The organism is Bradyrhizobium sp. WSM4873 (assembly GCF_055811355.1).
Map to the genome: position 1 here is coordinate 1 of NZ_JBVVPS010000034.1, position 18,911 is coordinate 18,911.

Consider the following 18,911-nt stretch of genomic DNA (forward strand, 5'->3'; position numbering starts at 1 on the left):
CCGGACCGAGGCGCTCGGCGGCCACATGGAGGCTTGCGACGACTGCGGCACGACACGCCTCGCCTATAATTCCTGTCTTATGGGCAGATCCGGTAATGGGGAGCTGCCGTGACGGCGCTCAGATTTTCCTGTGAATTGCATCGCTTCCACTCTCCATAACATGACGCCTTTGCACCCTGGTCGGTTCGGCCACTGTTGGCCGGTCACAAGCGGGGACGATCATGTTGGACAACTACTTCCCGGCATCGAAGATGCTGGGCCATCTGCGCAGCGGGCCGAGTGGGCTGCACCTCGATGGCTTCGCCGCGGCGCTTAAGGGCGAGGGCTATACCGATGACACGGCGGTTCGATACGTGCGGGCGGCGGCGCACCTCGGCCATGTCCTGGCGGGGCGCGAAGGATTGCCGCGCGACATCGATCTGCAGGCTTTCAGTGAACATCTGGGCACCTGTCGTTGCCCACGCGCTAAGGGCGGCCGTCACAATCACCATACCATCTACGGCGCCCGGCTCTTTCGCCGGTACCTCGTCGAAATCGGCGTGTGTCGCCCCGCCGCAGTGACGGCGACGCCCGTCGAGCCGTCGTTGATCACCAGCTTCAAAGCATGGCTGCGGAGGCACCGCGGAGCTTCCGACGCCACCATCAGGCTCTACGCACGTGACGTCGCCCGCTTGCTGATGGCACTCGGGGACGATCCGGCGACCTGGGATGCGGCCGCCGTTCGCACCACCTTCATGGATCTCGCGAGCACGAGCGGGCGCGGAACCATCGAGAAGATGACGACAAGCCTACGTGCTTTCCTGCGCTACTTGGCGGTCGAAGGTCGCTGCCGGGCCGGTCTCGACAGTGCGGTTCCCGCCTGCGCCCATTGGCGGCTTGCCGACATGCCACGGTATCTGGCGACAGAACAGGTGAACTGTTTGATCGCGGCCTGTAACGGCGAAGCTCCAGCGCGGCGCCGCGATCGCGCGATCATCCTGCTCGTGGTGCGTCTGGGGCTGCGGGCCGGTGACGTTGCGCAACTGCGTCTCGACGACATCGAATGGGAGACCGGCTCGTTGCGGGTCGCGGGCAAGTCCCGCACCGAGGTTCGCCTGCCGCTGCCGCAAGACGTTGGCGATGCGATTGCAGCCTATGTCGACTGCCGGCCCAAGCACCATGCGAACGCTCATGTGTTCCTGCGCACAATCGCGCCATACGGATCCTTCCGGCGGGGCGACGGCATCTCGTCACTGGTAAGGCGTGCTATGCAGCGGGCCGGCATCATTACGCCGTTCAAGGGCGCGCACGCGCTGCGGCATACGGCGGCGACCGAGATGCTGCGTCATGGCGTGGCACTCGAGAAGATCGGCTTGGTCCTGCGGCACCGAGGTATCGACACGACCGCCTATTACGCCAAGGCCGATGTCGCGCTCCTGAAGCAGATCGCGCAGCCCTGGCCGGAGGTGCTCTGATGCTGAAGGCCATCGAAGCCTATCTCGACCTCCGCCGAGCCACTGGCTTCGCGATGTCAAATGCGGAGTACCTGCTGAAGAGCTTCGCCGCTTTCGCGGCCGAGCGCGGGCAAACGCATGTGCACGCGCAAACTGCCATCGACTGGGCAGCGCTCGGGCCGTCCGTCGCGCAGCGCGATGCCCGGCTGAAGGCCGTCTGCCGCTTCGTACACCACGTGCGGATCGAGGACGACCGGCACGAGCTCCCGCCGGCCAATCACTTCGGTGCCCACAAGAGGAGGCGCCCGCCGCATATCTACTCGGATGCAGAGTTCAATTGCCTTATCGAGGCCGCACTGCGGCTTGGTCCCAAGGGCGGCTTGCGCTCAATGACCTATGCGACCTTGATCGCCCTGCTCTCGGCTACCGGGTTGAGGATCTCCGAGGCACTGAAGCTGACGGTCGCCGACGTGACGCGCGACGGTTTGCTGATCCGGGAGACCAAGTTCCGCAAGACCCGCCTGGTACCGCTTCACGACACGGCCGCCGCGGGCCTGCGGCGCTATTTGGCGCGCCGCCGGCCTCGCTCGAACGATGATCCGGTGTTCATCGGCAAGCACGGCGGTGCGCTGCGCTATATTGCCGTCAAGGAGACCTTCGACAGGTTGGTCCGCAAGGCAGGGATCGCACCGGCGGCGAGGCGCCGCCCGCGCCTGCACGATCTGCGACACACGTTCGCGGTGCGGGCGCTGCAGGGCAGTCCGGCCGGACGAAGCCGAAGTGGCGCACATATGGCGGCGCTTTCGACCTACATGGGCCACGTCAACATCTACGCGACCTACTGGTACCTGGAGGCGACCGCCGATCTCATGCGCGACGTCGCCGCGGCCGGTGAAGACTACCTCTTGGACGGGAGGCGATCATGACGCCGATCGGTCCCCTTATCGAAGCGTTCCTCCGCGAGACGCTCGCCAGCCAGCGGGGCGCCAGCCGGCACACGCAGGACTCTTACGCCGCGAGCTTCCAGCTGCTCTTCATGTTCGCCGCCGAAAGACTGAAGGTCCGGCCGTCGGTACTGACATTGGAGCAACTCGACGCCGGCCTCGTTAGCGCCTTCCTCGAGCATCTCGAAGATGTACGCGGAAACGCGGCCGTCACGCGCAACGTGCGGCTTGCGGCCATCAAGTCGTTCTTCCGCTTCCTCGAATACCGACAGCCGGCGGCGCTCGAGCAGATCCGCCGCGTACTGGCGATCCCGTTCAAGAGGACGGATCAACGGCTCGCTCCCTATCTGCTGAAGGATGAGTTGCAAGCCGTGCTCGACGCGCCCGATCCCGCCACGCGTGACGGCATCCGCGATCGGGCGATGTTGCATCTGGCCGTCAGCGCAGGGCTGCGTGTGTCCGAGCTGACAGGCTTGAAGATCGATGATATCGACCTGCCGTCGATGAGCGTCCGCGTTCTCGGCAAGGGACAGCGGGAGTCGGACGCTGCCCTTGTGGAAGACCACGGCCGCGGCTCTGCGTGCCTGGCTCGCCGTTCGCGGGCGGGTCGCCGCACCCGAGGTGTTCGTCAACGCCAGAGGCGAGCCGCTGACCCGATGGGGCTTCGCGTATCTGCTCAAGCAGCACGTCGCAACTGCCGCTCGACACAAGCCCGGCCTGAAGAAGAAGCGCGTCTCGCCCCACGTGCTCCGGCACACTTGCGCGATGATCGTCCTGCAGGCGACGGGAGACATACGGAAGGTCTTGCTGTGGCTGGGCCACGCCACGCTGACGACCACCGAGGTCTACACGCGCGGCGATCCGACAGAAAAGCTCGACACCATGGAAGCGATCGTGCCGCCACATCTGCGGCGCGGCACATTCCAGCCGTCCGACAAACTGCTCGCGCTGCTCAAGCGCACTTCGTAATGGAGAGCGCAATGGCGGCGACTTGCTCAAAACGCGGTCAGCTCGCCGCCAGCTCCCCATTACCGGATCTGCCCATAAGGCAGGAATTATAGGCGATCCGCGTCATGCCGCAGTCATTGCGGGCCTCGACGTGGCCGCCGAGCGCCTCGGTTCGGCACCCAACAATGGCGCTCATCACCCGCCGCTCGACGCGACCGTGATGACCGGCATGGTCACGACGATAGGCGTCGCCATGCCGGCGCAAGATATCGGCAATGTCAATGGCGGGTCGGTGCGGGCGGACGTCGGGGGGTCATAAGCCGGATCCCGGAGCCGTTGTCATGCCGGTGGCGTCACCTCCAGCGACAGGCGGTCGAGCGGGCTCTGGGTCGCCCGGATCGTATGGGTGGCGACCTGCGTGTAGCGCGCCGTCGACGACGGATTATTGTGCCCGAGCAGAACCTGGCCGATCCGGATGTCGATTCCGTTCTCCAGAAGATGTGTCGCGAAGCTGTGGCACAGCGTGTGCAGCGTGACGCGCTTGGTCAGGCCCGCAGCCTTGACCGCCGAGCGGCAGGCGGCATGCAACTCGGTCGGATCAATCGGGTGACCTTCGTCACGCCCAGGGAACAGATAAAGCCGCGGCCGGGCGAGCCGCCAATAGGTGCGCAGGATGCCGAGCAGTTGGGACGACAGCATCACGTTGCGATCCTTCGCGCCTTTGCCGTGGCGCACCTGGATGACACCGCGGGTGCTGTCGATGTCTTCGATCCGCTGTCCCGCGACCTCGGAGGCCCTGGGGCCGGCCGCATAGGCGGTGGTGAGCGCGGCGCGGCTCTTCAGGCTCGACACCGCCTCGAGGAACTGCACCACTTCGTCGGCGCTGAGAACGACCGGCAGCTTGCGGGGCTCTCGCGCATAGGGAATGCGCTCCGGGATGAGCGCCTCGCCGAGCGTGACGCCGTAGAAAAACCGTAGCGCACAGACGATGATCTGGTTCAGCGCCGGCCATGAGATGTCGGTCGAGACCAGATGCACCTGGAAGGCGCGGACGTCTTCCAGTTCCAACCGGTCAGGCGATCGGCCGAAATAGCGGCTGAACTTCGAAACCGCGCTGATGTAGGATCGCTGCGTCGCCGGCGACAGATTGCGGACTGTCATGTCCTCGATCATGCGGCGGCGAAGAGGGCTCAAATCGGCCATCTCAATACCCTGTCTGAGGGGGGCTCCAACACCCACATCCTCTCAGCCAGGAGGCGATCTACGCCACCTCGCCACGCATGCCGCGACAGCGGCTTCGGAGAGGCCATTGCGGCACCCGCCGAGCTGTGCGTTATAACCAGAACGCTGCCATGTAGCTCAGCGCTCAGTTGCAGGCAGCAAACCAATCAGCGCTTTAGCCTCGGACTTCAGCACTTCAACGGCAGATTTCCGAGCATCTGCATCAAAGCGAGTGCGAATGGCGGAGACTGAGAGCGCGCCCCGCAATTTGCCATAGACATCGGTTACGGGCACCGCTGCGGCCGCAACCTCAGGATCACGCTCGCCGATCGAGACGTAGAAGCCACGATCTCTGATCTTCTTTCCATCAGCTAATGCAAAATCGCGGTAAGCGGTAAGAACGCGGCCCGCAGCGCCGCGATCAATCGGCAATCGTTGTCCTTCTTCGAGGTGATGCCGGACGGAACGCGGAGAATTAACGCGATAAAGGCAAATGCGCTCGTCGCCCTCCGCGATGTAGAAGGATGCGGTCTCTCCGGTTGCTTCGACCAGACGATGGAGCGAGGGTCTGATCAGGTCACCGAGGTCCAGCCCACGCTGATAGAGCGCCCCAAGGCGCCATAGCTCCGGTCCGGGTCGAAATAGCCGGTCGGTCCCCCGCACCAGGAATCCGTCCGCTTCCAGGGATGCGGCAAGGCGAAGGACCGTGCTCTTGTAGAAGTCGGTCGCCTCGGCAATCTCGGTCAGCGTCATGGCTGCGCGCTCAGCGCCGAAGGCCTTGAGGATCGCCAGGGCGCGCCCGACCGCATCAACCCCTGTCTTTGCCATTGATACAGTCCTCGTGTTCTGTTGTGCAGAACAGATATCCAGAATGGACAGAAAGTCCAGTGTTCAATGCTCATTTGGGTTCTATGTTGCAGAATGAAATTGACTCCGGATGTAGCGGCAGTTACCTGTTTTGAGGCTTAGAACAGGTTCTGCGGAGCGAAACAATGGAAGGGCAGCCGGCACTTGCCGTCGACCTGCGCGACGTGATGATTCGCTTCGGCGACTTCACCGCCGTGAAAAGCATGAACCTCCAGGTCGGCGAAACCGAATTCGTTGCAGTGGTCGGGCCGACCGGCTGCGGAAAATCGACCATTCTCAATACTGTCACCGGACTGCTGAAGCCGGCCGCCGGCGAGGTTCGCATTTTCGGCAAATCGCTTGGGGGCCTGAACGGTCAGTCCGGCTACATGCTTCAACAGGAAGGGCTGCTGCCCTGGAAAACAGCCCAGGACAATGTCGGCCTCGGGCTGGTGTTTCAGGGAAGCTCGATCGCGAAAGCGCGCGAGCAGGCGCGGCCCTGGCTCGCCAAGGTTGGCTTGAAAGGGTTCGAGGAGCGCTATCCGCACCAATTGTCCGGCGGCCAGCGCAAGCGGGTCGCCATGGCGCAGACCCTGATCATGCAACCGAAGATCGTCCTGATGGATGAGCCTTTCTCAGCGCTGGACGTTCACACCCGTCGTCTCATGCACCGTATCCTGCTCGACCTCTGGCAGGCGGACCGGCGCTCACTCGTTTTCATCACCCATGACCTCGATGAGGCGATCACACTGGCGGACCGCGCCGTTGTGATGTCTGCCGGTCCCGCGAGCCGCATGGTTGGCGATGTCAGGATCACGCTGCCTCGTCCCCGCGACGTCTCGGCGCTACAGACCACCGACGAGTTCGTCGCGCTTTACCGTGAAATCTGGTCGCTGCTCGGCGCCGAAGTGGAGAAAAGCTATGCCACGCAGGGGTAAGGTCGCTCTCACACAGTTCGCCATCGTGCTTGGGCTGATCCTGATCTGGGAATTGGGCGTGCGGGCCGGGTTGATCGACCCGTTCTTCTTTCCGGCCCCGTCGACACTCATCGCAAGGATCGGAGAGTGGATGTCAACGGCCGACTTCTGGACCGATGTCAGCATAACACTGCTGGAGACGGTCCTGTCTTTCCTGGCTGGTATCGGGATCGGCACGGCGCTTGGTATCTGGTTGGGCTTAAGCCCGTTTGCGGCCGAGGTCGTTCAGCCCTTCATCAAGATGTTCAATGCGATCCCGCGCATCTTGCTGGGGCCCATTTTTGTCATCTGGTTCGGATTGGGCCTCACCTCCAAGGTCGCGCTGGGCGTGACGCTGGTTCTCTTCGTCGCTTTTTTCAACACCTTTCAGGGCGTTCGCGAGGTCAATCCGGTCGTGCTCGCGAATGCGCGCCTGCTACGTGCATCGAAGTCCTCCCTGCTGCGCCATGTCTACCTGCCGTCCGCCACCACGTGGATCCTGTCGAGCCTGCGGGTGTCGGTCGGCATGGCTGTGATGGGAGCAGTGGTCGCCGAATATCTCGGTTCGTCCGCGGGATTGGGGCACCTGATTGCGCAGGCCGAGGGCGTCCTCGACGCGACCGGAGTGTTCGCAGGAATCATCGTCCTCTCCGCCTTCGTCGTTGCTCTCGATGCCATTGTCGACCGCGCGGAAAAACGGCTCCTGGTCTGGCGGCCCGCACCTGCCCACGAAGCCTGATCGTACCGCTCTCCCATTCTCATGGAGTTTCCCATGCACGCTTTTCCACGACTGATGCTGGTCATCGCGATAGCCGCATTCCCGGTTATCTCGACTTATGCCGCCGAGCCCGAGAAGACAAAATTGAAGATCGCAGTGGGGTCACAGATCCTCAACTATATGCCTCTCGAACTTGGCGTGAAGCTGGGCGCCTTCAAGGAAGAAGGGGTTGACGTGACCGTCGAGAACTTCCAGGCCGGTGGCTCGAAGGCTTTGCAGGCGTTGATCGGCGGCTCGGTGGACGGGACCGTCGGCTTTTATGATCACACCATTCAGATGCAGGCCCAAGGCAAGCAAATTTCCTGCGTGTTCCTGCTCAATGACATTCCCGGCGTGTTGCTCGGTGTCCGCGGCGACCTCGCTGACAAGGTCAAGACAGGTGCCGGCCTGAAGGGCCTGAAGCTCGGGATCACGGCGCCGGGGTCCTCGACCGATACCATGGCGCGCTACTACATCAAGAAATCGGGATTGGGCTCGCGCGATGTAAGCATCATCGCGGTTGGCAGTGGTGCACCCGGCATGGTGGCGCTCGAGGCCAAGAATATCGACGCGCTCGTCTATTTCGATCCGATTGCGACCCTTCTCGCGCGCAAGAAAAGTGCGACACCGCTGTTCGACGCGCGTACGGTCGAAGGCTCAAGGCAGGCCTTTGGCGGAATCTATCCGACCGCGTGCCTTTACCTTCAGCAGTCCTTCATCGACAAAAATCCGGAAACGGTCCAGCGCCTCGTCAACGCCTTGTTCAAAACTCATCGCTGGATCAACACGGTTACGGCGGAGCAGCTCGTCGACGCGATGCCTCCTGCATACAAGACCGACAATCGCGAGGTGAACATCGAGATCATCAACGCGTCGAAAGCGCTGTTCTCGCCAACCGGTCAGATGGACATCGACGCGGCCAAGATCCCGCTGGCTGTCCTAGGCGACTTTGATCCGAAGATCGCAGCCGCAAAGATCGACCTGATCAAGACCTTCACGAATCGATTCGCGGAACGTGCTGCGCAGCAACTGAAATAAGTTGCGTACTAAGCGCTCGCTATCGGATCACCTACAAGAAGGCTCTTCAGATGTCTCTGCCGCTAACCGGTATCCGCGTTCTCGACCTGTCAAACGTGTTGGCGGGTCCGTTCTGCGGTTACCATCTTGCACGCCTTGGCGCGGAGGTCATTAAGGTGGAAAATCCGAACGGCGGCGACCTGGCGCGGCGCCTCGGCGCGGATCCGCAAAGAGCGGAGCGCCTGCAGGGACTCTCGTTTGTCGCTGTGAACGCCGGCAAGCAATCGATTGCACTGGACCTGAAATCGGAAGCGGGCCGCGAGGTGTTCTTGCGACTGGTCAAGGAAGCCGACGTGGTGCTCGAAAACTTCCGGCCGAAGGTGATGGAACGCCTTGGCCTCGGCTTTGATGTGCTTGTCAGGCTGAACCCGCGTCTGGTCTACTGCGCGATCTCCGGCTTTGGGCAGAGCGGACCGTGGTCCGCCCGTCCGGCCTATGACCAGATCGTCCAGGGTCTCTCCGGAGCCATGAGCGTCACCGGCGATATAGCCTCGGCTCCCCTGCGCACGGGCTTTCCGATCTCGGACACGATTGCGGGACTGACTGCTGCGTTTGCTATCGCCGCGGCTCTGGTCGACCAGCGGCATAGGCAACGGGGTCGGTTCATCGACGTGTCCCTGCTCGAGGCCACCATTGCGGCGATGGGATGGGTCGTCTCCAACCACCTGAACGCCGGGATCGAGCCGCAGCCCATCGGCAACGAGAACTTTACCGCGGCTCCCTCCGGCACGTTCCGCACCGCAACGGGCCCGCTGAACATTTCTGCCAACGAGCAGAAGCAGTACCAAGCCCTATGCGACCTGATCGACCGACCGGATCTGAAGACGGATCCACGCTTTGCTGGACGCGAGATGCGCAAGGTGAACCGCGCTGCGCTGAGCGCGGAGTTGAACAAGGCATTGAGTTGCAAGCCCGCTGAGGAATGGGAGGCCCAAATGAACTTGGCTGGTGTCCCTGCCGGCCGTGTGCTGACGGTCTCGCAAGTGTTGCAGCAGCCACAGGTCGTTGAGCGCGGATTCGTCGAGACTTTGGCGGCAGAACAAGACGATGCGCAGCCGTTACGAATCACGCGGCCGGGGTTCCGGCTGGATGAGGAGTTTTCGGTGCCTTCACCACCTGCGACGCTCGGAGCAGACACTGAGCGATGGCTGCAGCGGCTCGGCTATTCGTATGCGGAGGTTGAGCAACTAGTCTCAAGCCGAGCCGTCGGGACGCCAAAGCAAGGAGAGGCTGATTTCCTGCCCGTCCGCGCAGCCACGGACGGACCGATATCATGACATCCGACGGCTTGCGTCGGTTGGCAATCGGCAGGTTGAAAGGACGGAACCGGAAATGAGCGAAGAAGAACTGAGACAGCAAGCGGCCAGTTGGTGGCGAACCTCCATTTGCGATATCGCGCCAGGTCGCATCGCCTATCGGGGTTATCCAATTGAAGATTTGATAGGCCGCGTTTCTTTTCCCGCCATGATTTGGCTGATGTTACGTGGCAATCTGCCGACGCCAGCACAGGAGCAGCTGCTGCAAGCTGCGCTGGTTGGATCCGTTGACCACGGTCCGCACGCGCCCTCCATTGCAATTGCCCAAATGGCGGTGAGCTGCGGCCTGCCCCTGAATGGCGCAATGGCCTCGGCAATCAACACGCTCGATGACGTGCATGGCGGAGCAGGGGAGCAGGCTATCGAACTCTACGAGGATGTGCTGCGACGGCGCCAAGGGCGAGAGATCGAGCAGGCCGCTGGCGCTGCAATCGACCATTTCACCGCAACCCGCAGCAAATATCTGCCGGGCTTCGGCCACCGGTTTCATCCAGTCGACCCGCGCGCGGCCCCGCTATTGGCGCTGGTGGATGCCGCAGCTGACGAGGGCAGTGTCGGCGGCGATTATGCCAAGGCCGCTCGCGCGATCGAGCGGGTGATGCAACAGCGCAAGAGCAAGCTCATTCCGATGAACATCGATGGCGCGACCGCGGTCATTTACGGCGAACTGGGCTTCGCCTCTCCGCTCGCGCGGGGGGTCTTCTGCTTGTCGCGCGCGGTCGGAATCCTGGCTCACGCCTGGGAGCAAACTGGGCGCAACGATCGCAACAAGGGCCCAATGCCCAAGCAGTTCGGCTACAAATACGAGGGCCAGCCGCGTCGCAGGCTCGAAGGCGCATCATGAGCATCTCGAAAACCCGCCCAAGCTGATGGAGGCCAGCGTGTTCTCGTCGATGCCGGCGGAGTTTCGTCGCCCGGCTGCTTCTTCGGAATGGGTAGACGCGAACCGCGGGGCATATCCAGTAGATTGTTTCATGGAGGGACCGTCGTTCGACCAGTCCGGGAATCTCTATGTCGTCGACATCCCCTTCGGCTGCATTTCCGGATTTTACCGGAGGGCATCTGGTCTTTGATCATCGAATACGACGGCTGGCCGAACGTCTGAAGGTTGCTCCGGACGGCCGGGTGCTCGTGTCCGACTATATCAACGGTCTCCTGGAGCGATCCACAGAGAGGGACCATCCGACCGGTGCTGGGCCACCGCAATTCCGAGTCCTTCATAGGCTGCAACGACCTGCATATCGCGACCAAAGGCGACATCTATTTCACCGATCAGGGCCAGACTGGATTGCACGATCGGACCGGCCGGGCATTTCGACTGTGCCCTGACGGCCGGATCATTGCTTGATTTCTAATGGCCCGGGCCCGAATGGCCTGGTGCTCAGTCCGGACGAGACCGTATTGTTCGTTGCAATGACGCGCGACAATAGCATCTGGCGCGTACCGCTGATGCGTGATGGCGTGGGGAAAGTCGGACGATTCAGCTGGTTCTTCGCGACGAGCGGTCCTGACGGACTGACGGTCGATCAAAAAAGGGCGGCTCTTTGTCGCGCATGATCCCCTCGGCCACGTTTTCGTATTGGCGCCAAACGGCGAAGCGGTCCGCTCGCATCCAGTCCTGCGCAGGGAGGGAGCTGCACGAATGTCGTATTGGACGCGGCACTCGGCACATTGCTCATTACGGAATCATCTACCGGATCAGTGTGATGGCTGATCTCGCGCACCTTCCTCGAAATTCGCCAGCAGGAGTGGCAAGGTGGTGCGGAATGCTTTCACGCGCCGGTCCGCCGCACCAAGATGCAGGAAATGAGTCTGGTAGACGACTGGCTGGCCAGTTGCCGAGAGAATGTAATTGGTGACGAATGGATGGCGTTTGTGTGGGTGATCTCAAACCAGAGCCAGTAAATCGCACTGCATGGGAAGCGCAAAAGAACGATTCGTAAGGCTGGGTCGGGCTTCGCCTGCGACGGGCCGCCGCCGACCTGTCGCCTTTTGGTCGGGCGGGTCGCGGTATCGCTTCCCACCATGCAGAATGATTGATCGCTAATATTCTCGAACGTTCTCGCCAAGAAGGCCGAAGAGGTAACCGCTCGCGGTGGGAGTCAGCACCGCATCAGCGTCAAAGGTTCTCGATCAGGCTCGGCCGCGACGCACGCGTGAAGCGTTCGTTTTGAGAAGCAACAAGCCCAGGACTGACTGCGTGACGGACTTTACCGATAGCACGCTAGCCCAGGAGCGCTTTAAGTGTGTGGCGCAGAGGTCGTACCACTGTCAGAGCCTCTTGCGCGCGCGCAATCCTCCCACCCGATATCCCCTCTCCTCGTAGAAGTGGCGTACCCGTTCTAGGGCCGGATAGCCATCCGGAGGCAACGCAACCTCAATCATCTGCCAGCCGCGTCGCTTCGCCTCCGAATCTGCCGCCTCGAGCAGATGCCGACCGCAGTCAGAGCTGCGGAAGTCACGAGAAATCCATAGCTCCTGAAGCACGCAGTACGCTCCGGCTGCTCTCACGGCCTGTACGGCCGAGATGCTAGCTACCCCTACAATCTGCCCGGTGCCTTGTTCCTCGACGACAAAAATGAAGCCCTGTTCGGGATCCTGAATCAGGCGCAACGCCGCCTGCTTCGCGCGTTGAAGTGTCCGAGGCCACCTAACTCGGAAAGTAGCTCTTCGACCGCTTTTGCGACCGCGTTCTCATCTCCTGGCACGCTCTTGCGCAAAACCGTGCCCGCGCTGGACGTGCCTCGCCCTTCAGCGCCAACACGAACACCTGACCGAGCCCTCTGGAGGAAATTCATGCTCAGGATACAGAAAACGCAATTGAGAGCAACTATCTGGCTCGGTAGGAAGCAGCACGTCCACACTCACTATAGGCAACAGAGCTGAGGTAATTGCAAGCCATTGCCGTTCTCAGAATCGACTGCGGTTTGAGCAGCTGCGCACTCATGATGGGCTGCCTTCGATTGGAAAACAATCACCAAACGGCACACGCCGGTCATGTCGATCAAACGTTCGTAAGAGTGATTGCCGATCGTCGCTCACGAACTACTCTATTCAATAAATCGTGCGCCACGATGATCGCAGCGCCATAGAGCGTCAGCTCGGTCCGTCCGAAGGAGAGATTCCCACCTCGCGTACGACATCGTACAAAGTTGCGCGAAGCGCGACAGGTATCATACGCGTGCGCCCGATAAAATCGTCTGAGCAAGATCGCGAAAGATTTTGCACACTAATGCACTATCTTAAGCTTATCTCGAACAATCGAAAGATATTGGGAAGCACAGCTTGTTTGGACCTTCGCTCGTCGTTTAAGGCACCGTCACGGAACGGGAGTGGTTGCGATGGAACATGGGCAGGCCGAACTGGTCGGAGGGAAACCTGTAATCTTCGGGCAACGTAAGGTGCGGCCGCGGGCATGCCTGGCCGTCGGCAAGCGGCATCTGCGCGCCTTTCTACGGGATGTGCTGGAGGATATGGGATTTGTTATCAGCGAATGCAGGACTGCTGACGAGTTGCCGCATGTACTCCGCACGGAGTTCCCTGATCTGATCCTGCTCGGCATTGGCTCGGACCGCATCGAGCCTGGACGATTGCTCGAGATACTGGTACGCGAAGAATTCGCAGGCCGAGTGCTGGCGTTCGGAGCGCGCGAGTCGATCATCATGGCGGCAGTGCAGCAGGTCGGCAGTGAATATGGACTTGCTATGCTGCCGCCGCTCAGGGCGCCGTTTGCAGCCGAGACGTTGCGCGATCGGATCGGCATGCTCTTGCCAAGAGAGCCGGCGCCCCGTCCCGCGGTCCATGTCGGAGAAGCCTTACACGCTGGCTGGCTTGAGCTCTGGTATGAGCCGAAGTTTGACGCGTGTACCCTTAGCCGCCGCGGCGCCGAGGCGCATGTGCGAATGCGGCACCCGACCTGGGGCGTTGTTCCACCGGCCTATTTCATCCCGGAACCTCACGATCCGCATTTTAGGAACTTGTCGCAGTTCGTGATCGACCGCGCGATCAAGGATTGGCAGTATCTTCTGGAGCAGCAAATTTCGATCGATCTCTCCATCAATCTCCCGGCAGCATTCCTGATTGACCCGCAGGCGGTACGCGATCTCTGTCGGCGCATGCCGTCGCACGCCGCTTTCGGCGGTTTGACGATTGAAATCGAGAGCGTGGAAGCGATCCAGAACCTAGATCTCCTGGTCGAGGTTGCGCGTGAGGTTCGCTTTCACAACATTGGCCTTGCAATCGACAATGTCGGTGCCAATTGGCCGCAGCTGATGGGGATGACAAAATTCCCGTTCATGAAATTGAAAGTGGATCGTCAGTTCGTCGGCGGCTGCGCGAATGGGCCCCTCAAGCGAACGGTGTGCCGCCATATCGTCGATCTAGCCAAAGAGTACAATGTGCGCACCGTCGCCGAAGGTGTGCAGAGCCAGGCTGACCTAATCGCTGTGGCCGAACTCGGCTTCGACCTTGCGCAGGGCCATCTGTTCGGAAAAGCCATGCCACTGAAGCAATTTGCACAGTCATCTTTCAACCCTGCTCCAGCTCGTCTAAAATAGTTGCGAGTGGCTGAGTGCGGCCAAGCGACGCTCACGAGCACCGCCATGCCTACTCGGCACCAGGCATGAGGCTGAGTGCAATTCGGTCTGCAGGGCCAGTGTCGCTCGTCCCGCCGCCACTTCATTTCCCTCCGAAGCTTGTTATACCACAAGCCCGTTTTGGCAAGCCTCCAGCGAGTCCTCCGCGGAGCTAGCGTTGCAGCCATGAGCGAGGCTTGCACAAACCTCCAGTCGGGGTGTGTGACCGGAGGTTTGCCGAGATCCGACGTAGACCTGCGTTCGTTCGCGGGTTTTTGTCGCCGCCGGTGGAGGAAGCGTCAGCCTCGCTTGCCCCCGCGCTGACGTGCCAAACAAACCGACGGACGCTTCCAGCGTCAAGTCGCGACTGACTCTCGCAAGAGGGCCCGATGGCTCGTAGGCTGAAATTGAAGCGACCTGTTGCTGTCGCAGACGCAACATGGTCTCAGACCCGGGACAGCCGAATTGGGCAAATTGCCCAACATTGAGCGCGTCTGCGTTTGGCACGGCATTTGAAAGGGATCGCCCATGGCATCGCTCGCCTAAGGAGTCGGAAGGCATGGCTTACAAGATCGTCGCTTCGCAATGCACCGTTTGTGGCGCATGTGAGTTCGAGTGTCCCAACGCGGCGATCAGTCTGAAGCGTGACATTTACGTTATCGATGCCAAAAAATGTACGGAGTGCGAGGGCCATTGCGACACGCCGCAATGCGCGGTGGTCTGCCCGGTCCCTGACACCTGTGTCCCGTCCAAGACAGGATAGGCAGCCCGCGACCAAAAGGCCTCATCGCTCGATTTCGCGAACGAAGTTGTAGATGTGGGACCTTGAGGAGACCACGACCGCATGGGGCGCATCGAGGTCGATTAACATCGTTATGAGCTTAAGACGCTGAGCGACGCCGAGGAACCCCTCAAAGGGCTCTGTCGGAGGACACCGTCGAATTTGTCACGAACAAGGACAAGGCCCTCGATGCTCAGTGGCCGCGTTACGGCCTATCGTCGCTGGCGGCGAGTCGAGGCGAGGAAGACCCGGCGTCGAGCGGCCACGGACGCATCGAAGCCGGCGCAAAAGTCGCTGAGCACGTGAACACCTAGTGCACCGAGAAGATCATCTTGGCCAACCTCACGGAGGCGGACGACCTCGTGCCTGGTCGCGGGCCCGCCGAACACCAAGGAGCCGACCTGATCATCCGTTCGGTCCTGGAGCAATCCGGCTTTCGAAATTTCTAGGGAGCCTCGTGGGCTGTGACCAAACGGATGCCGGCCGAGGATGATCGCACCTTCCTGACGCGCAGGTTCGAAAAGCTGCTGACGGAAAAGGTCGCCTCCTCGCGATCACACAGATACCGAAAGCGGCCCGGGTTCGTTCCGGTGGTGGAGCTCAACCGTTACGCGAGCAGGGAGCGAATGCATTTCAAAAGCGGAGCCTCCACAGATCCGGGCGTGTTCACTAGGCCGCGAGCAAGACCGTCTTACCTGCCTAGTGCGCTCGTAATCGCTTGGGCAATATCGCAGCGAGAATCGGTAGGTTGACGCATCGATCCTCGTGCGCATAATTCAAGCCGTCGCGGTCTCCGGATTTCGTTTGATCCGGAGCTAAGAGGGAAGCCGGTGCAATGCCGGCGCTGCCCCCGCAACTGTAAGCGGCGAGCCGCTGTCCAACGAAGTCACTGAAGCCATGCGGCTTCGGGAAGGCCGGACAGCAGCGACGACCCGTGAGCCAGGAGACCTGCCTCGACAAGATATCGTCCACGGGCGGGGCGTCCCGGTGTGCGCCAAGCAGTTGTCGCTCACGCGATGTTCGCTATCTGCGTCCGCCATGGCCTTTGCCCCAACATGGGGTCTAAGCTATGTCAATCCTTTCGCTTCCCGTTGCCACACTGGGGACGTCACGCATCGGCCCACGACGCGAACTCAAATTCGCGCTCGAGAGCTACTGGGCGGGAAAATCCAGCGAAGCCGAGCTCCTCGAGGTGGGGAGTGGACTTCGTGCCGCTAATTGGGCACGGCAAAAATCCCGCGGTGCGACCGTCATTCCTTCGAATGACTTCTCGCTCTACGACCATGTGCTCGATACCAGCCTAATGGTCGGCGCCATTCCCGACGTTTACGGCTGGAACGAAGGTCCTGTGTCGCTCAAAACCTACTTCACCATGGCGCGTGGCGCTCAAGACGGTGGTCACGCTCAGCATGGGCCCGGCGTAGCCGCACAGGAGATGACGAAGTGGTTCGATACGAACTACCACTACATGGTGCCGGAATTTCACCAGGATCAGATCTTTACGTATGCCTCTCGGAAGCCGATCGAGGAATATGAGGAGGCAAGAAGCCTCGGTTATCAGACGCGGCCCGTCCTAGTGGGCCCAGTCACTTTCCTGAAGCTCGGCAAAAGCGTAAATCCCGCATTCAATCCGCTGTCGCTGCTTGATCGACTCCTCCCCGTCTATGTCGATGTTCTCCGCGAACTAGCCTCGCGCGGCGCTGAATGGGTTCAGCTCGACGAGCCATGCCTAGTGATGGACGTCGACGAAGCATCTCGGGCCGCTGTCCGCCGGGCCTATGCTCATTTCGCTAAGGCCGTGCCGGCGCTTAAAATCATGCTGGCCACATACTTCGGGGCTGTCGGCGACAATCTTGAAACAGTATTGGCCTTGCCCGTTGCCGGGGTTCATGTCGACCTGGTTCGTGCACCTGACCAGTTGGACGCGATTGTCGCCAGAGCAGGTAGAGATCTCGTGGTCTCGCTCGGTGTCGTTGATGGTCGCAACGTGTGGCGCTCTAATCTGCCGGCGCTACTCGACCAACTTGCTCCTATGGTCAAAAAACTGGGCCGGGACCGTGTTCAGATTGCCCCCTCCTGCTCGCTGCTTCATGTTCCGACCGATATTGAACTAGAGATCGATCTCGATCCCAATCTGAAGACGTGGTTGGCGTTCTCAGTGCAGAAGATCAAGGAACTTTCGATATTGGGCAAAGCGCTGGCTGGCCATGCTGCCGACGTGGCCGATGAACTCACGCTCTCAGAGGATGCATCCGTCACCCGCGAAACATCGCCGAAGATCCACAGTGCGAACGTCGCCGGACGAATGGCCGCGATCGACGATAGCATGCGTCGCCGTCGCAGTGCGTTCACCCAGCGCGCCGACGTCCAGCGCGTCGCCTTCGCATTGCCGATGTTTCCAACCACAACCATCGGATCCTTCCCGCAAACGGCGGACGTCCGCAATGCGCGTGCAGCTCATGCGCGGGGAGCGCTGAATGACACGCAGTACGAGCAGCTTCTGAAAGCGGAGACAGCCCATACCGTGCATTGGCAGGAAGATATCGGCCTGGACGTGCTCGTACACGGTGAGTTCGAGCGCAATGACATGGTTCAATACTTTGGCGAGCAGCTGTTGGGTTTCGCATTCACCAAGCACGGCTGGGTTCAGTCTTATGGCTCGCGGTGCGTTCGTCCTCCTATCCTGTTTGGAGATGTCTCCCGCCCGAAGCCCATGACCGTTAAATGGTGGCGACATGCGCAGTCTCTGACCAAAAAACCCGTCAAGGCTATGCTGACCGGACCGGTGACGATCCTGAACTGGTCGTTTGTCCGTGACGACATCCCGCGGAGCGAGACATGCCGACAGATCGCTCTCGCGATCCGAGACGAGGTCATCGACCTTGAGGCGGCTGGAGCGACCATGATCCAGATCGACGAGGCTGCGTTGCGGGAGGGATTGCCGCTGCGCAAATCGCAGTGGAAGGACTATCTCGATTGGGCAGTGGACAGTTTCCGCGTTTGCTCCTCCGCTGTCGCTGACGGAACTCAGATCCATACGCACATGTGCTATTCCGAGTTCAACGAAATCATCGATGCGATCGCAGCAATGGATGCCGACGTCATTTCAATCGAGGCGTCGCGCTCCAAAATGGAATTGCTCGACGCTTTCAAGAGCTACAAATATCCTAATGAAATCGGGCCAGGCGTCTATGACATTCATTCACCGCGCATTCCCGCAGCAGCCGAGATCAAGCAGCTGATTGTGTTGGCGCGGCAGCGGGTTTCCGATCGGCAGCTCTGGATCAATCCCGACTGCGGACTGAAAACTCGAAGATGGGAGGAGGTGCGTCCCGCGCTCGTCAATATGGTGGCCGCCGCACGTGAGTTGCGGGCCGAGGCATGATCGTACGGAGCGTGTCGCCAACGTATCTGTGAATAAGATGAACGCGCTTTGGGAGCTCGCGATATCCTTGCGAGCTTCCAAAGTGTCCAGCGCCTGCGAATGCCGGTTTGCCCCGGCGGAGGCGATCGCATACAGCGGCGACAAGCTCGAACCGGCGGACGACCGCATGCCGGCCATACCGATTAGGTGACATATTCCAAGTCACTTACGCTCGACGCGAACCACGGTCCTATCGCTTCATTTATCCATCGCGTGGATGCGTCCCATCAAAACAATCTATTTTACCGCCCTTGCGGAATTTCATACCTAATTTGCGCCTTCGCGCGGTCTTCGGGAAGATTTGCTGGTATTCGGCGGTGCCAAAATACTGGCGCGTGACGGCAAACTGACGGTTGAGTTTCAGGGCTCGGCAGTCAAACCGCCTGCGCGATGGATCCCAGCTCCATCAAGGCGCTGCCCGTGCCAACCGGACAGCTGGCAAGTGGTGAGCAAGTCCTGAAGTTTACGACAGCAGCGAAAGGCAAGCGGCTCGCTAAGTTGTGCAGAGCGATATCCGCTTCTCCTTGTTTGACGGCGAATGCCCTCGTCGTAAGTCGATCGCCGGTAGTCCTCCCTACCGACGAAAGCTGGAACGATGCGGAAAGCAGCGTCGCTCCCGCGTGACTTTCGCCCG

General features: G+C 60.8%; 16 protein-coding genes, 2 pseudogenes and 1 riboswitch. Of the genes and pseudogenes, 14 read left to right on the forward strand and 4 right to left on the reverse strand.

The window, feature by feature from the left end:
* From AC0L21_RS31380 to AC0L21_RS31400, 5 genes and pseudogenes are all read left to right on the forward strand, one after another.
* Positions 1 to 112, forward strand: a 112-nt coding sequence (locus AC0L21_RS31380) for a transposase zinc-binding domain-containing protein (RefSeq protein ID WP_473265638.1), incomplete at its 5' end; no start/stop codon positions are given.
* Between the two features lie 109 nt (positions 113 to 221).
* The gene (locus tag AC0L21_RS31385) at positions 222 to 1,454 is read left to right on the forward strand and encodes a tyrosine-type recombinase/integrase (protein WP_473256503.1); all 1,233 of its coding nucleotides are present in this window, start codon (positions 222 to 224) and stop codon (positions 1,452 to 1,454) included.
* On the forward strand, positions 1,454 to 2,359 hold the full coding sequence (locus AC0L21_RS31390; RefSeq protein ID WP_473265618.1) for a tyrosine-type recombinase/integrase: 906 nt from the start codon (positions 1,454 to 1,456) through the stop codon (positions 2,357 to 2,359). Before AC0L21_RS31385 ends, AC0L21_RS31390 begins: the two co-directional genes overlap by 1 nt.
* Positions 2,356 to 2,847, forward strand: a pseudogene (locus AC0L21_RS31395) (tyrosine-type recombinase/integrase); the annotation flags it as partial. The gene AC0L21_RS31390 and the pseudogene AC0L21_RS31395, both read left to right, overlap by 4 nt.
* A gap of 82 nt (positions 2,848 to 2,929) precedes the next feature.
* Positions 2,930 to 3,346: a tyrosine-type recombinase/integrase gene (locus AC0L21_RS31400; RefSeq protein ID WP_473265619.1), complete on the forward strand. Its 417-nt coding sequence runs from the start codon at positions 2,930 to 2,932 to the stop codon at positions 3,344 to 3,346.
* A 79-nt stretch (positions 3,347 to 3,425) separates the two neighbouring features.
* On the opposite strand, the pseudogene AC0L21_RS31405 reads toward AC0L21_RS31400, so the two are convergent.
* The 3 genes and pseudogenes from AC0L21_RS31405 to AC0L21_RS31415 all read right to left on the reverse strand — a co-directional run.
* Positions 3,426 to 3,608 (reverse strand): annotated as a pseudogene (locus tag AC0L21_RS31405) (transposase zinc-binding domain-containing protein); the annotation flags it as partial.
* Positions 3,609 to 3,664: 56 nt separating this feature from the next.
* On the reverse strand, positions 3,665 to 4,528 hold the full coding sequence (locus AC0L21_RS31410) for a site-specific integrase (RefSeq protein WP_473265620.1): 864 nt from the start codon (positions 4,526 to 4,528) through the stop codon (positions 3,665 to 3,667).
* A 156-nt stretch (positions 4,529 to 4,684) separates the two neighbouring features.
* A complete protein-coding gene (locus AC0L21_RS31415; protein WP_473255550.1) occupies positions 4,685 to 5,374 on the reverse strand; it encodes an IclR family transcriptional regulator in 690 nt (229 codons plus the stop codon).
* Positions 5,375 to 5,538: 164 nt separating this feature from the next.
* Here AC0L21_RS31415 and AC0L21_RS31420 point away from each other — a divergent pair, with 164 nt between their 5' ends.
* The 6 genes from AC0L21_RS31420 (at position 5,539) to AC0L21_RS31445 (ending at position 11,055) form a co-directional block, all read left to right on the forward strand.
* Positions 5,539 to 6,330 carry an ABC transporter ATP-binding protein gene (locus AC0L21_RS31420; protein WP_473255551.1) on the forward strand — a complete coding sequence of 264 codons (792 nt, stop codon included), beginning with the start codon at positions 5,539 to 5,541 and terminating at the stop codon, positions 6,328 to 6,330.
* Positions 6,314 to 7,087: an ABC transporter permease gene (locus tag AC0L21_RS31425; RefSeq protein WP_231143967.1), complete on the forward strand. Its 774-nt coding sequence runs from the start codon at positions 6,314 to 6,316 to the stop codon at positions 7,085 to 7,087. Before AC0L21_RS31420 ends, AC0L21_RS31425 begins: the two co-directional genes overlap by 17 nt.
* A gap of 33 nt (positions 7,088 to 7,120) precedes the next feature.
* Entirely contained in the window at positions 7,121 to 8,143 is a 1,023-nt protein-coding gene (locus AC0L21_RS31430) for an ABC transporter substrate-binding protein (protein ID WP_007599995.1), read from the forward strand.
* A gap of 50 nt (positions 8,144 to 8,193) precedes the next feature.
* A complete protein-coding gene (locus AC0L21_RS31435) occupies positions 8,194 to 9,459 on the forward strand; it encodes a CaiB/BaiF CoA transferase family protein (protein WP_473255552.1) in 1,266 nt (421 codons plus the stop codon).
* Positions 9,460 to 9,514: 55 nt separating this feature from the next.
* Positions 9,515 to 10,342, forward strand: coding sequence for a citryl-CoA lyase (locus tag AC0L21_RS31440; RefSeq protein ID WP_259217604.1), 828 nt, complete (start codon positions 9,515 to 9,517; stop codon positions 10,340 to 10,342).
* A 569-nt stretch (positions 10,343 to 10,911) separates the two neighbouring features.
* Complete coding sequence (locus AC0L21_RS31445) at positions 10,912 to 11,055, forward strand: hypothetical protein (RefSeq protein WP_473255577.1); 144 nt, start codon at positions 10,912 to 10,914, stop codon at positions 11,053 to 11,055.
* Positions 11,056 to 11,769: 714 nt separating this feature from the next.
* Here AC0L21_RS31445 and AC0L21_RS31450 read toward each other — a convergent pair.
* A complete protein-coding gene (locus AC0L21_RS31450) occupies positions 11,770 to 12,111 on the reverse strand; it encodes a GNAT family N-acetyltransferase (RefSeq protein ID WP_473265621.1) in 342 nt (113 codons plus the stop codon).
* A gap of 728 nt (positions 12,112 to 12,839) precedes the next feature.
* Between AC0L21_RS31450 and AC0L21_RS31455 the strand changes: the two genes are divergently transcribed.
* The 3 genes from AC0L21_RS31455 (at position 12,840) to metE (ending at position 18,238) form a co-directional block, all read left to right on the forward strand.
* Positions 12,840 to 14,054, forward strand: coding sequence for an EAL domain-containing response regulator (locus AC0L21_RS31455; protein WP_473265622.1), 1,215 nt, complete (start codon positions 12,840 to 12,842; stop codon positions 14,052 to 14,054).
* 577 nt (positions 14,055 to 14,631) lie between these two features.
* Positions 14,632 to 14,835, forward strand: a complete 204-nt coding sequence (locus AC0L21_RS31460; protein WP_007600001.1) for a 4Fe-4S binding protein — start codon at positions 14,632 to 14,634, stop codon at positions 14,833 to 14,835.
* A 788-nt stretch (positions 14,836 to 15,623) separates the two neighbouring features.
* Positions 15,624 to 15,823, forward strand: a riboswitch (cobalamin riboswitch).
* A 99-nt stretch (positions 15,824 to 15,922) separates the two neighbouring features.
* Positions 15,923 to 18,238 (forward strand): 5-methyltetrahydropteroyltriglutamate--homocysteine S-methyltransferase, encoded by a 2,316-nt coding sequence (metE, locus tag AC0L21_RS31465; protein ID WP_473265623.1) that lies wholly within the window; start codon positions 15,923 to 15,925, stop codon positions 18,236 to 18,238.
* Positions 18,239 to 18,911: the final 673 nt, after the last annotated feature.

Bases quoted from the DNA above. Each gene is read 5' to 3' on its own strand.
- AC0L21_RS31385 (WP_473256503.1), top strand. From the start codon at position 222: ATGTTGGACAACTACTTCCCGGCATCGAAGATGCTGGGCCATCTGCGC.
- AC0L21_RS31390 (WP_473265618.1), top strand. From the start codon at position 1,454: ATGCTGAAGGCCATCGAAGCCTATCTCGACCTCCGCCGAGCCACTGGC.
- AC0L21_RS31410 (WP_473265620.1), bottom strand. From the start codon at position 4,528: ATGGCCGATTTGAGCCCTCTTCGCCGCCGCATGATCGAGGACATGACA.
- AC0L21_RS31415 (WP_473255550.1), bottom strand. From the start codon at position 5,374: ATGGCAAAGACAGGGGTTGATGCGGTCGGGCGCGCCCTGGCGATCCTC.
- AC0L21_RS31420 (WP_473255551.1), top strand. From the start codon at position 5,539: ATGGAAGGGCAGCCGGCACTTGCCGTCGACCTGCGCGACGTGATGATT.
- AC0L21_RS31425 (WP_231143967.1), top strand. From the start codon at position 6,314: ATGCCACGCAGGGGTAAGGTCGCTCTCACACAGTTCGCCATCGTGCTT.
- AC0L21_RS31430 (WP_007599995.1), top strand. From the start codon at position 7,121: ATGCACGCTTTTCCACGACTGATGCTGGTCATCGCGATAGCCGCATTC.
- AC0L21_RS31435 (WP_473255552.1), top strand. From the start codon at position 8,194: ATGTCTCTGCCGCTAACCGGTATCCGCGTTCTCGACCTGTCAAACGTG.
- AC0L21_RS31440 (WP_259217604.1), top strand. From the start codon at position 9,515: ATGAGCGAAGAAGAACTGAGACAGCAAGCGGCCAGTTGGTGGCGAACC.
- AC0L21_RS31445 (WP_473255577.1), top strand. From the start codon at position 10,912: ATGACGCGCGACAATAGCATCTGGCGCGTACCGCTGATGCGTGATGGC.
- AC0L21_RS31455 (WP_473265622.1), top strand. From the start codon at position 12,840: ATGGAACATGGGCAGGCCGAACTGGTCGGAGGGAAACCTGTAATCTTC.
- AC0L21_RS31460 (WP_007600001.1), top strand. From the start codon at position 14,632: ATGGCTTACAAGATCGTCGCTTCGCAATGCACCGTTTGTGGCGCATGT.
- metE (WP_473265623.1), top strand. From the start codon at position 15,923: ATGTCAATCCTTTCGCTTCCCGTTGCCACACTGGGGACGTCACGCATC.